The organism is Paraburkholderia sp. J41 (assembly GCF_905220235.1).
Lineage (GTDB): Bacteria > Pseudomonadota > Gammaproteobacteria > Burkholderiales > Burkholderiaceae > Paraburkholderia.
On the sequence record NZ_CAJMZE010000005.1, the window covers coordinates 192107 to 207568 of the forward strand.

Annotated in this window: 9 protein-coding genes; 5 read left to right on the plus strand and 4 right to left on the minus strand. The window is 64.0% G+C overall.

All coding sequences use genetic code 11. The features are described from left to right. The first annotated feature begins 66 nt into the window (after nt 1–66). The 3 genes from recC to recD are packed head-to-tail and all read left to right on the plus strand — an operon-like array spanning nt 67 to nt 9697. Entirely contained in the window at nt 67–3642 is a 3576-nt protein-coding gene (gene recC / locus U5805_RS07360; protein ID WP_322102790.1) for an exodeoxyribonuclease V subunit gamma, read from the plus strand. Continuing rightward, on the plus strand, nt 3639–7487 hold the full coding sequence (gene recB / locus U5805_RS07365) for an exodeoxyribonuclease V subunit beta (RefSeq protein WP_322102791.1): 3849 nt from the start codon (nt 3639–3641) through the stop codon (nt 7485–7487). The genes recC and recB overlap by 4 nt, the downstream gene beginning before the upstream one ends. After that, a complete protein-coding gene (gene recD / locus U5805_RS07370; RefSeq protein ID WP_322102792.1) occupies nt 7484–9697 on the plus strand; it encodes an exodeoxyribonuclease V subunit alpha in 2214 nt (737 codons plus the stop codon). Before recB ends, recD begins: the two co-directional genes overlap by 4 nt. Before the next feature lie 53 nt (nt 9698–9750). On the opposite strand, the gene U5805_RS07375 is transcribed toward recD, so the two are convergent. The 4 genes from U5805_RS07375 to U5805_RS07390 form a co-directional block, all read right to left on the minus strand. Continuing rightward, entirely contained in the window at nt 9751–10176 is a 426-nt protein-coding gene (locus U5805_RS07375; RefSeq protein ID WP_322102793.1) for an organic hydroperoxide resistance protein, read from the minus strand. Nucleotides 10177–10445: 269 nt separating this feature from the next. Continuing rightward, nucleotides 10446–11012, minus strand: a complete 567-nt coding sequence (locus U5805_RS07380) for a TetR/AcrR family transcriptional regulator (protein WP_322102794.1) — start codon at nt 11010–11012, stop codon at nt 10446–10448. Between the two features lie 140 nt (nt 11013–11152). Beyond that, the gene (locus tag U5805_RS07385) at nt 11153–11788 is read right to left on the minus strand and encodes a LysE family translocator (protein ID WP_322102795.1); all 636 of its coding nucleotides are present in this window, start codon (nt 11786–11788) and stop codon (nt 11153–11155) included. A 127-nt stretch (nt 11789–11915) separates the two neighbouring features. Beyond that, complete coding sequence (locus U5805_RS07390; protein ID WP_322102796.1) at nt 11916–12638, minus strand: CerR family C-terminal domain-containing protein; 723 nt, start codon at nt 12636–12638, stop codon at nt 11916–11918. A gap of 96 nt (nt 12639–12734) precedes the next feature. On the opposite strand from U5805_RS07390, the gene U5805_RS07395 reads away from it, so the two are divergent. Both U5805_RS07395 and U5805_RS07400 read left to right on the plus strand, forming a co-directional pair. Continuing rightward, nucleotides 12735–13871 carry an HlyD family secretion protein gene (locus U5805_RS07395; protein ID WP_322102797.1) on the plus strand — a complete coding sequence of 379 codons (1137 nt, stop codon included), beginning with the start codon at nt 12735–12737 and terminating at the stop codon, nt 13869–13871. Continuing rightward, nucleotides 13864–15453 (plus strand): DHA2 family efflux MFS transporter permease subunit, encoded by a 1590-nt coding sequence (locus U5805_RS07400; RefSeq protein WP_415914552.1) that lies wholly within the window; start codon nt 13864–13866, stop codon nt 15451–15453. The genes U5805_RS07395 and U5805_RS07400 overlap by 8 nt, the downstream gene beginning before the upstream one ends. Nucleotides 15454–15462 lie beyond the last annotated feature (9 nt).

Here is a 15462-nt window from a genome sequence, read left to right on the forward strand (position 1 = left end):
ATTCTTCCTGACCCGATCCCTCACGAAATACGCAGCGCGCGCGCATCGTGCGCGTGGGAGCCTCGTTTGAATACGCGCGAACTGCCCACGGGATTGATGCTCGTGCATGGCAACCAGCCCGAGCGCATGCGTGATTTGATCGTACACTGGATTCGCCAGAATCCGCTCGCGCCGCTCGAGAAAGAAATGTTTCTCGTGCAAAGCAACGGTATTGCGCAATGGCTCAAGCTCGCGTTTGCCGCCGATCCCGCGCAGGGCGGCGTCGGCATTGCGGCAGCGCTCGAAATGTCGCTGCCGTCGCGCTTTCTGTGGCAGGTGTATCGCGCGGTGCTCGGCAATGACGCGGTGCCCGCCGTGTCGCCGTTCGACAAATCGCGGCTTACATGGCGTCTCATGCGCATGCTGCCCGCGTTGCTCGACGAGCCCGGTTACGAGCCGCTCAAGCGCTTCATGGCGCACGACGAAGACCAGCGCAAGTGCTTTCAGCTCGCGCAGCGCGTGGCCGATTTGCTCGACCAGTATCAGGTTTATCGCGCGGATTGGCTCGCGGCCTGGGCCGAAAACGAGGACGTCTTGATCGACGCGCGCAGCAACCGCACGCCGTTGCCCGAAGAGGCGCGTTGGCAAGCCGCGCTGTGGCGCGCCTTGCTTGCCGATGTGAGCGCGCGGGGCGAGGATGGTATCGGCTTGCGCGACACGGGACGGGCCGCCGTACACGAGGCGTTCATGGCGCGCGCGCAAGCGTGGCAGGACGGCGAAGCGCGGCCTGCGGGCCTGCCGCGCCGCCTCGTGGTGTTCGGCATTTCGAGTTTGCCGCGGCAGTCGGTGGAGGTGCTCGCGGCGATGTCGCGCTGGAGCCAGGTGTTGATGTGCGTGCATAACCCTTGCATGCATTATTGGGCCGACATCATCGCCGACCAGGATTTGTTGCGTGCGCAACATGCGCGTCAGCGGCGGCGTGCGGGCGCCCCGGCACAGCTGGACGAATCGCAACTGCATCTGCATTCGCAGCCGCTGCTGGCCGCGTGGGGAAAGCAGGGGCGCGATTTCATCGGCTTGCTCGACGAATACGATAGCGACGAAGCGCGCGAAACCTATACGCCGCATTTCACGCGTATCGGCCAGCGTATTGATCTGTTCGAAGGCGACGAAGCGCGGACCTTGCTGCAACAGTTGCAGGACGATATACGCGACTTGCGGCCGATCGGCGAAACACGGTCGCACTGGGAGCCGGTCGATATCGAGCATGACGAATCGATTCGCTTTCATGTTGCGCATAGCGCCCAGCGCGAAGTCGAAATCCTGCACGACCGCTTGCTCGCGGCATTCGCGGAAGATCCCACGCTGCGGCCGCGCGACATCATCGTGATGGTCCCGGATATCGAAGTCTATGCGCCGCATATTCAGGCGGTGTTCGGGCTGCTCGATGCCGACGACCCGCGCAGCATTCCGTTCAGTGTCGCGGACCGTGCGCAACGCGCGTTCGATCCGCTGATTGCCGCGCTCGAAATGCTGCTCGCGTTGCCGTATTCGCGCGTGACCGTGAGCGACGTGCTCGATCTGCTCGAAGTGCCGGCGGTGCGTGCGCGCTTCGGCATCGACGTGGAGGACGTGCCCACGCTGCGTAGCTGGATCGACGGTGCGAACATTCGCTGGGGCTTGCATGCGCAGCAGCGGGCAAGTCTCGGTTTGCCGCAAGCGGACGAATTGAGCGCGCCAAATAGCTGGGCGTTCGGCTTGCGTCGCATGCTTCTGGGTTATGCGACCGGCGAACGTGCGCAAGCATGGCACGGTATCGAACCGTTCAGCGAGATCGGCGGACTCGACGCGGCGTTGCTCGGCCCGCTCACGCGTTTGATTGACGCGCTCGATCACGCCTGGCGCACGCTGCGCGAACCGGCCACGGTCGAAGCGTGGTGCGAGCGCTTGCGCGCGCTGAAAACGGCCTTTTTCTCGGCGGAAGACGGCGAAGATGCCTTCACGCTCGACCGGCTCGACGGCGCGCTCGAAACCTGGCGCGAAGCCTGCGACGAAGCCGCGCTCACGAGCACCTTGCCGCTTGCCATCGTCGCCGAAAACTGGATGGCGGCGCTGGAAGGCGGTGGCCTCTCGCAGCGCTTCTTCGCGGGCGCCGTGACATTCGCCACGCTCATGCCAATGCGCGCGATTCCGTTTCGCCGCGTGTGCCTGCTCGGCATGAACGATGGCGACTATCCGCGCAGCCGCACGCCGCTCGATTTCGATCTGATGCGCCGCGACTATCGGCCCGGCGACCGTTCGCGCCGCGAGGACGATCGTTATCTTTTTCTCGAAGCGTTGCTTTCGGCGCGCGACCATCTGCATGTTTCGTGGATTGGCCGCAGCGTTACCGACAACACGCCGCGTCCGCCTTCGGTGCTCGTCGGACAGTTGCGCGATCACTTGAAAGCGGGCTGGCGGCTCGCTTCGGAAGAACGCGGCGCGCTGCTCGATGCGATCACGATCGAACATCGTCTGCAACCGTTCAGCGCGGACTATTTTCCCGAGCAGCCCGCGCGCGCCACGCTTTACACCTATGCGCGCGAGTGGAACAGCCCCGCGCCGCAACCGAAACCCGAAGCGGCCTCGCAAACCTTGCTCCCCGTGGAGCGCGACGAACCGCTCACGATTCGCGAGCTTGGCGACTTCCTGAGTAATCCGGTTCGAAGCTTTTTCCGGCAGCGTTTGCGTGTGGCATTCGAAAGCGAAGACGCGGCGAGCGAGAACCACGAGCCGTTCGAGGTGGACGCGTTGCAGGCGTGGCAGTTGCAGGGCGAGTTGATTCGCGCGCAGATCAAGGCGATGGAGCGTGGCGAGGACAATCTCGAACCGGCCGCGCTGGAGCGGCTCGAACGCATGCATCGCAGCGGCGATCTCGCCACGGGCGGCTTCGGCGAAGTGATCGGCGAGGAATTGCTCGCGCCGATGGCGGAATTGTTCGTCGAATATCGCAAGACGCTCGCGCGCTGGCCCGACCGGCTGGAGCATCAATATGAAATTCGTCTTGATGTGCCGCGCGACGGACGCACGCTCACGGTCGACGACTGGCTCGACGATTTGCGCGCGGGGCCGGAAGGCGCGCTCGGGCGCGTGCTGCTCGACCCCGGCACGCTCGTCAAGGACAGCCGCTATCGCGGCGATCGCCTCGTGCCGTACTGGGTCCGGCACGTTGCGGCACAAATCGCGGCGGGGCCGGTGACCACGGTAATCGTGAGCAAGGTGGGCGTGGCCGAATTTTCGCCGCTCGATCCGCAAGTCGCGCACGCGTGGCTGCGTGCGCTCGTTGCCGCGTGGGACGAAGGCGCGCGCAGGCCGTTGCCGCTCGCCGTGAAAACGGCGTTCGCGTGGTTGCGCAAATTGCCCGATTCGTTCCACGGCACGCGAGAATCGGTGCCGGCGGAAACGTGGGACGCGGCGCGTGCCGTCTACGAAGGCAGCGGTCGCGTGCGTGGCGAGCGCGAGACGAACGCTTATCTGCATCGCGCGTTCGCCGACTTCGATGCGCTCGTTGCGCACGATGAATTCCTCACGCTTGCCACCACGCTGTTGTGGCCCGTCTATCGTGCGCCGCTGGCTTCGTCGCGCCCACAGCGCAGTTCGAGCGGAGCAGGAGAAACCGCATGAATGCCAGCATGAATCCGCTCGAAAACGTCGATGCCGAAGTGCTCGATCCGCTGCGTTTTCCGCTTTACGGCAGCCGTCTGATCGAGGCGAGCGCGGGAACAGGCAAGACCTTCACCATCGCCATGCTGTATGTGCGACTCGTGTTGGGGCATGGCGCGCTGAATGCCCAGGCGAGCGACGCCGGCTTGTTCGACGATGAAGCGCGCGTGGCCGGCCGCGCGCTGACGCCGCCCGAAATTCTCGTGGTGACGTTCACGGACGCCGCCACGAAGGAGTTGCGCGAGCGTATCCGCGCGCGCTTGATCGAAGCGGCCGAATGCTTTCGCGCGAACCCCGACGAAGTCGCGTTGCGGGCGGCGGGGGAGGATTTGCTGCACGATTTGCGCGAGGATTATGCGCCCGAACAGTGGCCGGGATGTGCGCGCCGTTTGCAGCTTGCGGCCGAATGGATGGACGAGGCCGCGGTTTCCACGATCCACGGCTGGTGCAATCGCATGCTCAGCGAGCACGCGTTCGATAGCGACAGTCTCTTTTCGCAAACGCTGGAAACCGATCAGACGGAATTGCGCGCGGAAGTGGTGCGCGACTATTGGCGCACGTTCATGGCGCCGCTCAACGCCCAATGCGCGGCCGAAGTGCGTGCATGGTTCGCGAGCCCGGACGCGTTGCACAAGTCGATTCGCGGATTGCTCGCGCACGCCGAATTGCTGCCCGATGCGCGCGATCCCGAGGCCGCGCTGGTCGACGCGCGCGCGCGCGCGCAAGCGGAACTCGAAGCGTTGAAGGCGCCGTGGCGCGTGTGGATCGAAGAAGTGGAAGCGTTGCTCAACGCGGCGCGCACGGCCAAGCAGTTCAACGCGAGCAAGCTCAAGACGAACCATTGCGAATCGTGGATCGGAAAGCTGCGCGAGTGGGCCAACAATCCAGAGCTCGCGCATCCGGGTTTCGACGATAAAGCAGCGGTCTGGACGCGCCTTACGCCAGCCGGTCTACAGGAAATCTGGAAGGGCGAGCCGCCGGAGCACCCGGCGTTCGTGGCGATGGAGACGTTGCGCGAATCGCTGGCTTCGCCGCCGCACGCGAGGCAGGACGTGCTATGCCATGCGGCGCGCTGGGTCGCGCGGCGTTTTGCCGAAGAAGAGGCGCGCCGTTCGCAAATGGGTTTCGACGATTTGCTCACGCGTTTGCTGGATGCGTTGAAAGGCGAAAATGGCCCGCGTCTTGCCGAGATCATTCGCAAGCAATATCCGGTTGCGTTGATCGACGAGTTTCAGGACACCGACCCGATCCAGTATCGGATTTTCGATTCGGTTTATCGCATCGAGTCGAACGACATCCATACGGCAATCGTCTTGATCGGCGATCCGAAGCAGGCCATCTATGCATTTCGCGGTGCCGATATCTATACCTATCTGCGCGCGCGGCGCGCGTGCGAAGGGCGTCTTTATACGCTCAAGAAGAATTTCCGTTCGACGCGCGCGATGGTGGACGCGGTTAATCGCTGTTTCGATGCGGCGGAATCCCGTAGCGAAGGAAGCGGCGCATTTTTGTTTCGGAGTACGGATGGTCGGGAAAACGCGCTGCCGTTTGTCGCGGCCGATGCGCATGGCCGCGCGGAAACGCTGGTCGCGGACGGTGGGCCGCTGCCGGCGCTGAATGTCTGGTGGCTGCCTTCGTCGAGCGATGGAAAGCCGCTCAGCAACAAGGCGTATTTCTCGGGCATGGCGGCAAGTTGCGCGACGGAAATGGTGCGCCTGCTGAACCTCGGTCAGCAGGGCGCGGCGGGTTTCGAAAGCGATCAAGGCGTGCGTGCGTTGCAACCGGCTGACATGGCGGTGCTCGTGAACAACGGCACGGAGGCGCAGGCGATTCGCGAGGCGCTTGCCGCGCGCGGCGTGCGCAGCGTCTACTTGTCGGATCGCGATTCGGTGTATCGAATGCCTCAAGCCGACGAATTGCGCTATTGGCTCGCAGCGTGCGCCGAACCCGACGACGGGCGGCTCGTGCGCGCGGCACTCGCCAGTGCGACGCTTGGCCTCGAATGGGCTGAGCTGGACGCATTGGGTCACGATGAAGCCGCGTGGGAGGCGCGCGTGCTGCAATTCCGTAGCTATCGCGAATGCTGGCGCAAGAAGGGCGTCTTGCCGATGCTGCGGCGACTCTTCAACGACTTTCATGTTCCGCAGCGCTTGCTGGGTCAAAGCGCGGGGGCCGGCCTCAACGGCGAACGTGCGCTCACGAATCTGCTGCATCTTGCCGAATTGCTGCAACAGGCCAGCACGCAACTCGACGGCGAGCATGCGCTGATCCGCTATCTCGACGAACAGCGCGAAGACGAAAGCGCGGGCGGTGGCGGCGACGCGCGACAGTTGCGGCTGGAGAGCGACGCGGGTCTTGTGCAGGTCGTCACGATCCACAAGTCCAAGGGCCTTGAGTATCCGCTGGTGTTCTTGCCGTTCGCATGCGCGCATCGCGCCGTCAAACCCGAAGACATGCCGTTCAAATGGCACGATGAAGCAGGCGGCTTGCACGTCACGCTCGAAGCCGATGCGCGTGTATTGCGTCAGGCCGATCGCGAACGCCTTGGCGAAGACTTGCGCAAACTGTATGTCGCGCTTACGCGCGCGCGATACGCCACGTGGATCGGCTACGCTGGCGTGGCCGACGTCGAGGGCAGCGCGTTCGGTTATCTGCTCAGCGGCGGCGCCGCCATTTCTGCTGAGGATACCGAAGCATTGCTCGAAGCGCTGCGCGGGCCTTGCGAGGATATTGCCGTGACGCTTGCGCCGGAAGCCGCGCGCGAGGTGTTCGCGTTGCGCGACGTGGGCTCGCGGCGCGGTCAGGCCCGCACATTGATGCGTCGCGAGCGAGAGCGCTGGTGGATCGCGAGCTATTCGAGCCTCAAGACCGTCGACGCATCAATTGGTGAAGGCGTTCCTGTCGAAGCGGACGAATCACGCGCGGCACCGGAGACGCGCGGCGAGGACGTGTTCCTCGAATTGCTCGAAGCCAGCGTGCCGTCGGAGGACGATGAAGCACTGGGCAATCTCGCTCAAACGCGGGTGACGCCCGCGCTTTCGCCGATGCACGGTTTCGAGCGCGGTCCCGACGCAGGCAGTTTTCTGCACGAATTGATGGAATGGGCCGCCGAAGAAGGTTTCGCGAACATCGTGAAGGACGAAGCGCGCGACAGCGTGCGCGACATGATCGCGCGTCGCTGCCACGTGCGCGGCTGGTCGCACTGGATCGAGCCGCTCACCGCGTGGCTGATTGAACTCGTGAACATGCCGCTGCGTTTGCCCGATATCGACGGTGAGGCGGTATCGCCCATCGCGCTGAAATCGCTGGCGTCGTATATGGCCGAAATGGAATTCTGGGTCACGGCGAATTCCGTCGATACGCTCGAACTCGATCAGATCGTGACGGAACTGACACTCGATGGCGAGGCGCGCCCGGCGCTCGACGCCACGCAACTCAACGGCATGCTCAAAGGCTTTATCGACCTCGTATTCGAGCACGAAGGGCGCTATTACGTCGCCGACTACAAGTCGAACTGGCTCGGCCCCGACGATGCCTCGTACACGTTCGCGAAAATGCGCGCGCAGATTCTTCATTCGCGTTACGAATTGCAGTACGTGCTCTATCTGTTCGCGCTTCATCGACTGCTGAAATCGCGGTTGCCCGATTACGATTACGATCGGCATATCGGCGGCGCCGTATATATGTTTTTGCGCGGCGGCCGTTCGTCGGGGCAAGGTTTGCATTGCGAGCGCCCGCCGCGCGAGTTGATCGAATGGCTCGATGCGCGCTTCGCGAACCGCGATGCGTTGGAGGACGTGGCATGACGAAGCGCCGCCCACGAGAACTTATCGGCGTGACGGGCGATTTGTTCGAAAATCTCGATACGTCCGATGCAAATGCGGTTCGCCAAACGAAACCGCATGCCGCGCGCGAATCGGCAACCCAGATGCTGGGCGTGCTCGATCACTGGGTCGAGCGCGGCTGGCTGCGCACGCTCGATGCGGCGTTCGCGCGGTTCCTGTGGACCGAAGCGCCGCACAGTGCTCCGTTGCTGTTGCTGGCGGCCGCGCTGGCAAGCCATCAACTCGGCCGCGGCCATGTCTGCCTCGACTTGAAGGCGACGCTCGACGATCCCGCATTCGCGCTTTCCTTGCCGCCCGATGGTCCGCAAATGTTGCCGGCAGTGCCTGCGCAGCCGCCTGCCGAAGTGCTGGCGGGCGTGACGCTCGCGCAATGGCAGGCGGCGTTGGCGGAGCCCGATCTCGTCGCGGCACAAGTGCATGACGAAGCCGGGAATACGCCGCTCGTGCTGACCGGTACGCGTCTTTATCTGCGCCGTTACTGGCAATACGAGCAAGACGTGCGAGCGGGCATCGAGCGGCGCCTTGCGCGCGGCGCGCAACTCGAAGCGGCATTGCCGCTGCCTATTGCGCGCGCGACGCTCGACGCGTTGTTTGCGCCGCGCGCGAGCGGAACCTCGCACGTGCGCGCGGACTGGCAAAAGCTCGCTTGCGCGCTCGCGGCGCGCAGTGCATTCAGCATCGTTACGGGCGGCCCCGGCACGGGCAAGACCACCACCGTCGTAAGATTGTTGGCACTCCTTCAAACTTTGGCGCTGGGACCGGCGAGCGGATCGGTCAACGCGCGACCGTTGCGCATTCGGCTCGCGGCGCCGACCGGCAAGGCGGCCGCGCGCCTGAACGAATCGATCGCGGGCGCCGTGGAGCGGCTGCCGTTCGATGCCTTGCAGAAGCACGTCGATGCCACGATATTGCGTAAAGCGATTCCCACCGCTGTGACCACGCTGCATCGCGTGTTGGGCACGCGGCCCGGCAGCCGGCGATTCCGGCACGATGCGGCGAACCCTTTGCCGGTGGATGTGCTGGTGATCGACGAAGCGTCGATGGTCGATCTCGAGATGATGGCCGCCGTGCTCGATGCGCTGCCTTCTTCAGCACGCCTGATACTTCTCGGCGACAAGGATCAGTTGGCCTCGGTCGAGGCGGGCGCGGTGCTGGGCGAACTTTGCGACCGCGCGCGCGAAGGCCACTACACGGAAGCGACGTGCGCCTGGCTCGAAGCCGCGACGGGCGAACGTATCGACGCGGCAATGCTCGACGAGCGCGGCTTGCCGCTCGATCAAGCCGTGGCCATGCTGCGCGAGAGTCACCGGTTTGCATCGGAGAGCGGGATCGGGGCGCTATCGGAGCTTGTCAATGCGGGTGACGCCGTGGGCGTCGCGAAGATCTGGACGCGCGGTTACGCGGATCTCGCGCGCATCGCGTGTTCCGCGACGGATGACGGGCCGCTGCGCGCGCTGAGTGTCGATGGCCGCGTGGGCGACGACACCGAAGGGCGGCGGCAAGGTTATCGGCACTATCTGGAGACGATGCGCGCGATGCGTCCCGCGCCCGATGCCTCGCCCGAGGCGCTCGCGAAATGGGCCGCCGATGTGCTGAAGGCGCACGGCGCGTTTCAGTTGCTCTGTGCGCTGCGGCGCGGTCCGTGGGGCGTGGACGGACTCAATCGGCGCGTTGCACGGTTGCTGCACGAGGAAGGTCTCATCGAGCCGCGCGGAGACTGGTACGCGGGCCGCCCCGTGCTTGTCACGCACAACGACTACGAGCTTGGCCTCATGAACGGCGATATCGGCATCGCGCTCGAACTGCCCGTGCCGCCGGGCGAGCCGCCGGTGTTGCGCGTGGCATTTCCGGCGGGCGACGGCTCGGGCGGCGTGAAGTGGGTGTCGCCGAGCCGGCTTCAGGGCGTGGAAACCGTGTTCGCACTGACAGTCCACAAGTCGCAGGGCTCGGAGTTCATGCACGCGGCGCTCGTGTTGCCCGATACCTTCAGTCCGATTCTCACGCGCGAACTCGTCTATACGGGCATCACGCGCGCGCGCGCCTACCTCACGCTCGTGGTGCCCGAAGGTCGCCAGGTGCTCGACCGCGCCGTGCTTGCCAAGGTGCAGCGGGCGAGCGGCCTCATGGCCGGGCTCATGCGCGATGCGCAGCCGGTTTCCGTGCCAACGTAGAAAAGGCCGCGTTTAGCGGCCTTTTCATGCTGCGTCATGCGCTTGCGGTGCGCTTAGACGATCGTGAGCGTCACGTCGATGTTGCCGCGCGTGGCGTTCGAGTACGGGCACACGATGTGAGCCTTGTCGACAAGCGCCTGGGCGGCGGCGCGGTCCATGCCCGGCAGGGAAATCTGCAATTCCACTTCGATGCCGAAACCGTTCGGAATCTGGCCGATGCCGACTTTGCCCGTGATCGACAGGTCTTGCGGCAGGGCGATCTTGTCGCGTGCCGAAACGAATTTCATCGCGCCGATAAAGCACGCGCTATAACCCGCCGCGAAAAGCTGTTCGGGATTGGTGCCGTCGCCGCCTGCGCCGCCCAGTTCGCGCGGCGTGGTGAGCTTGAGGTCCAGATTGCTGGCGGGGATCACGGCGCGGCCGTCGCGGCCGCCGGTGACGTTGGCTTCGGCGCGGTAGAGAACTTTTTCGATCGACATGACAGGCTCCTTGTTGAGCAAAACGATGAATTGAGAAACGACTTCGTACTGCGTGCGACTTGCGCGACTGTGTCAGCGCGCACAAACGGTCCAGCGCAAAAGAAGGGCTTGCGAATTCCTGTTTGCTGCTTTCGGGTGCATCTCTTTTCAGATACGCCGCCGAGCGGAAAAACAGTTCATCTTGCGCTTCTTTTGTGTCAGCTATCTATCAGAAGATAGATTATATTGCCTAAATAAACGGGGCAACGTGCCGCCCCGTTTCGAACGCTTTACTGCGCCACGCGCCACATGGCTTCGACATCTTCAAGCCGCGACTTCGTGTGAAACAACCGGCTGGCCAGCACGCTGCCCTGCAAGGCCGCGAACAACGTGCGCGCCGCGCTTTCCGGGTCGCCTCTCACCACGAGCGTGCCTTCTTTTGCACCTTGCGCCAGCACCTCCGCGAGCCAACTTTCGTTGGTGCGGAAAAACGCTTGCACCGCCTGGCGTACGTTTTCGGGCAGCGACTCGATGTCGGCGGCGAGCATGCCGCACAGGCAAATCTGATCGCCGTCGCCCAAGGTCTTGCCGAACAGCTTCGTATATCTAGCCAGCTTTTCCTGCGCCGGCAGCGCGGGATCGACCGACCGCAAACCCGCCATTACTTCGTCGCTGTACTGGCTCACGGCTTCCAGCACCAGATCGTCCTTCGACGGGAAGTAATAGTGGATGCTCGACGTTTTCACGCCCACCAACGCCGACAGGTCCCGGTAGCTAAAGCCGTTGTAGCCGCGCAGCATCATCAACGTGATGGCGTGGTCGAGAATCTGGTCCCGCACCGTCAACTTCGTTTCCATGAGCGATAATTTATCTACTGGAAGGTAGATTGTCAAGCGCGAATGCAGAAAATTTCCTGCGGTATGCGAATGCACTCGAATGCATCGCATGCAGTGCAGGTCATCTAGTGCGGCTTGGGAGTCGGGCGGGCTGCACGCGATTACAACCCGCGATGCCCCGCGCTCACGACGAGGCGCAAACCCAGCGCGGCAATCGCGCCCGCCGCGACGCGATCGATTCCGCCTTTCGCGCGCAGGTAAAGTTCGCGGGGCCGTTGGCTGGAAAAGCACATCGCGACCACGGTGTACCAGCCGGTTTCGATGGCAAACACGAGCGGCGGCAGCGCGAAGTAGCACCAGAGCGGCGGATGCTGCGGCAACAGCGCAACGAAAATGCTGCCGTAAGCCACCGCCGTTTTCGGGTTGCTCAGTTGCGTCGTGAGACCGCTCCAGAACGAGCGGCCCGGGCGTTCGCCGGCCCCGGCGCCGTTGTCGACGGTCACGGGCTGTCCTGCGCCGCGCCAGATGCGCAAAGCGATGTACAGCAGATAGACGCCGCCCGCGATTTTCAGCGCGGCATAGAGCCAGGCGACGGTGGCGAGCAAGGTGTACAGGCCCGCGAGCGCGATGCCCGCGAAACAGATCGCGCCGATACCCATGCCGAACGCGGTGGCAACGCCGTCGCGCCGGGACAAGCCGATCGAATTTCGCGCGACGAGCACGAAGCTCGGCCCAGGACTCATGGCGCCCAGCAGGACGGCGGCAAGGATACTGGCAACGGCGGAGAGCGGTGACATGGAGGCGGCTCCGGTAAAGAACGAAGGATGGTTGCAGGCGCTACCGGCGGCAGGCACGAATCCGCAACAGCAAAGACGCGCAGCGCACATTCGGCACGGTTGCGCGGCGCGCGATCGAATTCGTTAGTTATCTTGAACGTTCGCGCTCGGCGCGTTCGCGGCTCCAGAACTGCAACAACATGCGCGTTTGTTCGGCAATGCTGGTTTTCAAAAACTCGGCGTTTTGTGCGTCGATGTCGTGCCATCCCAGCATCGCCAGCGTGGAGCGCCGCGCGAGATGGAACAGCAGGAACTGGCCATAGAGGCTGAACATGCGCACGACGGTAATAGGGTCGTTGGCCGGCGTGCCCGTGATGCGCTCGAGCAGGTCGACGTTGATCTGGTTGAGCGGCCCGCGTATGCGTTCCTGGAGAATTTTCGAGCCGATTTCGGGCTCGGCGCCGCTTTGCTCGCGTGCGAAGAAAAGGCGTTGATCGGGCTCGTGATGCTTGACGAAAGTGCGATCCGCCACGCACATCAGGATGTCGATGAATGCGTTGATGAGCGCTTCGGGACCGGCTTCGGTGGCGAGCACTGAGCGCGCGCGCAGCACGGCGGGTTCGAAGGCTTGCCAGGATTCGTCCGCGATCCATTCGGCGCAGGCGCGATAGAGTCCTTCCTTGTTTTCGAAGTAGTACTGGAGTGCCGGTGCATTGACGCCGGCGCGCGCGGCGATCTCGCGCGTGGACGCGCCTTCGAAGCCGTGCCGGCCGAACAGCGCGATTGCCGATTCAATGATCTTGCGGCGCGTTTCGTCGCCGCGTGCGTAGCCCCCTTCAGGCGGTCGCCGCAGTCGTTTCCCTTCGCTCATGCATTTTCCTTCATAGCCGAGACGCAATATAACACTTGACACACTTGTTCCAGATGGAATAATTTTGCCAACTGGAATAAATTAGAGATTACAAACATGTCAACGACTGCAGGCGCACCCGGCCGCGATGTACCCGAAGCCGCCGCTGCGCCCAAGAAGCGCGGGGCCAAACGCCCGATTCTGATCGGGCTCGGCATTGTGGCCCTCATTGCAGCGGCCATCTACGGGGCTCACTGGTGGATGGTGGGCCGCTTTATCGAATCGACCGACGACGCCTATCTCCAGGCCGACAGCGTGACCATCGCGCCGAAGGTGAGCGGCTATGTCACCGACGTCTACGTGGCCGACAACCAGACGGTGAAAGCGGGCGATCCGCTCGTGAAGCTCGATGCGCGCCAGTACCAGGTGGCGCTCGACCAGTCGCTGGCCACGGTCGATGCGCGCAACGCCGACATCGAGCATGCGCAGGCACAGATCGAGCAGCAGCGCGCGAACATCGCGCAAGCCGAAGCGCAGCAGCAGGTCGCGCAGGTGAGCTTGCGTCACGCGCGCGATGAAGTGGCGCGTTATGCGCCGCTCGCGGCCACGGGCGCGGAAACGACCGAGCGGCTCGCCGAACTCACTAGCACGCGCGATCAGGCGCAGGCCACGCTCGCGGCCGATGCGGCCGCCGTCACGGCCGCGCGCTCGCAGATTTCGGCGCTCACGGCGCAGCTTTCGCAAGCGCGGGCGCAACTCGAAGCGGCACGCGCGAACGCCGCGCAATCGCAACTCGATCTCGACAACACCGTGGTCAAAAGCGCGCTCGCAGGCCGCATCGGCGACCGCACCGTGCGCGTGGGACAGTACGTGCAGCCGGGCACGCGCATGCTCACCGTCGTGCCGGTGCAACAGACCTATCTCACCGCGAATTTCAAGGAAACGCAGATCGGCCGCATGCGCGTGGGACAGCCGGTGGAATTGCGCGTCGACGCGCTGCCGGGCCACACGCTGCATGGCGTGGTCGACAGCTTCTCGCCGGGCACGGGCGCGCAATTCGCGCTGCTGCCGCCCGAGAACGCAACCGGCAACTTCACGAAGATCGTGCAGCGCGTGCCGGTGCGAATTCGCCTGCAAACCGGGCCCGAAACGCGCGCCGTGCTGTTGCCGGGCATGTCCGTGAACGTCGATGTCGATACGCGTTCGGCGCGCGAGGACGATCGCCGCATCGAGCAAGAGAACCATCGTGGCTAACACCGCTCAGATACCCGCGCCGCATCCGCATGGCGAGCGCGCGAGCGCGGCCGACTGGGTGGCCGTCGCGGCGGGCGCGCTCGGCGCGTTGATGGCCACGCTCGACATTTCGATCACGAACTCCGCGCTGCCGCAAATCCAGGGCGAAATCGGCGCAACGGGCACGGAGGGCACGTGGATTTCCACGGGCTATCTGATGTCCGAGATCGTGATGATTCCGCTTGCGGCCTGGCTCACGCGTGTATTCGGACTCCGAAATTTCCTGCTCACGAACGCGGCGCTTTTCATCGCCTTTTCGATGATGTGCGGCTGGTCCAGCACGCTCGGCGTGATGATCGCGGGCCGCATCGGCCAGGGCTTCACCGGCGGCGCGATGATTCCAACGGCGCAGACCATCATCCGCACGCGGCTGCCGCTCTCGCAGTTGCCGGTCGGCATGACGGTGTTCGGCCTGATCGTGCTGCTCGGGCCGCTGCTCGGCCCGGTGCTGGGCGGCTGGCTTGCCGAGAACATTAGCTGGAGCTGGTGCTTCTTCATCAATCTGCCCGTTTGCATTGCGCTGATCACCTTGCTGATCGTCGGTTTGCCGCCGGACCGGCCGCATTGGGAAGCGTTCTTCAAGGCGGACTGGCTCGGCATTCTGGGGCTTGCCATCGGCCTGAGTTCGTTGACCGTCGTGCTCGAAGAAGGACAGCGCGAGCGCTGGTTCGAATCGAACATGATTCTCTCGCTCACGGCCGTCTCGTTCGTTGGCATGGTGCTGATCGGCATCTCGCAGTTCGTGGCAAAACGGCCGATCCTGCGGCTTTCGCTCATGCGCAACCCGCGTTATGCGAGCGTGATCGTGATCGTGTCGGCGGTGGGCGCGGGGCTTTACGGCATCTCGTACCTGTTGCCGCAATTTCTGAGTCTCGTCGCGGGCTACAACGCCGAACAGTCGGGCGGCATCATGCTGCTTTCCGGGCTGCCCGCATTTCTCGTCATGCCGATCCTGCCGCGCCTGCTGGCCAAGGTGGATTTTCGCGTGCTCGTGGTGAGCGGGCTGCTGCTCTTCACGTTGAGCTGCATGCTCGACATTTCGCTGACTGCGCAGAGCGTGGGTCACGACTTCGTCTGGTCGCAGCTCATTCGCGGCGTGGCGCAAATGCTTGCCATGATGCCGCTCAATCAGGCCTCGATGGCCGCGGTGGCGCGAGAAGATTCCGGCGATGCGGCCGGCCTTTACAACATGGCGCGCAATCTCGGCGGCTCGGTTGGGCTCGCGATCATCGGCACGCTGATCGATCGGCGCGAAACGTATCACACGGCGGTACTGCGCGAGTCGGTCAGCAGCAATTCGCTGATCGGGCAAGAGCATCTGGCTTCCGGCGCGGCCAACTGGTTCGCGCAAACGGGCGACATGGCGTATTCGCAATTGCGCTCGCTCGGCCAGATCGCCGCGCAGATTCAGGTGCAATCGATGGTTATCACGTACTCCGAAACATTCTGGGTGCTCGGCATCGCGCTGGCGGCTTGCGTGCCGCTCGCATTGTTGCTCAAGACCCCAAAGCCGGGCGCGACGGCATCGTCCGCCGGTCACTGAAGTTTTCTC

Excerpts from the sequence above, each read along its gene's own strand:
- recB (WP_322102791.1), top strand. The coding sequence starts at position 3,639 with ATGAATGCCAGCATGAATCCGCTCGAAAACGTCGATGCCGAAGTGCTC.
- recD (WP_322102792.1), top strand. The coding sequence starts at position 7,484 with ATGACGAAGCGCCGCCCACGAGAACTTATCGGCGTGACGGGCGATTTG.
- U5805_RS07375 (WP_322102793.1), bottom strand. The coding sequence starts at position 10,176 with ATGTCGATCGAAAAAGTTCTCTACCGCGCCGAAGCCAACGTCACCGGC.
- U5805_RS07380 (WP_322102794.1), bottom strand. The coding sequence starts at position 11,012 with ATGGAAACGAAGTTGACGGTGCGGGACCAGATTCTCGACCACGCCATC.
- U5805_RS07385 (WP_322102795.1), bottom strand. The coding sequence starts at position 11,788 with ATGTCACCGCTCTCCGCCGTTGCCAGTATCCTTGCCGCCGTCCTGCTG.
- U5805_RS07390 (WP_322102796.1), bottom strand. The coding sequence starts at position 12,638 with ATGAGCGAAGGGAAACGACTGCGGCGACCGCCTGAAGGGGGCTACGCA.
- U5805_RS07395 (WP_322102797.1), top strand. The coding sequence starts at position 12,735 with ATGTCAACGACTGCAGGCGCACCCGGCCGCGATGTACCCGAAGCCGCC.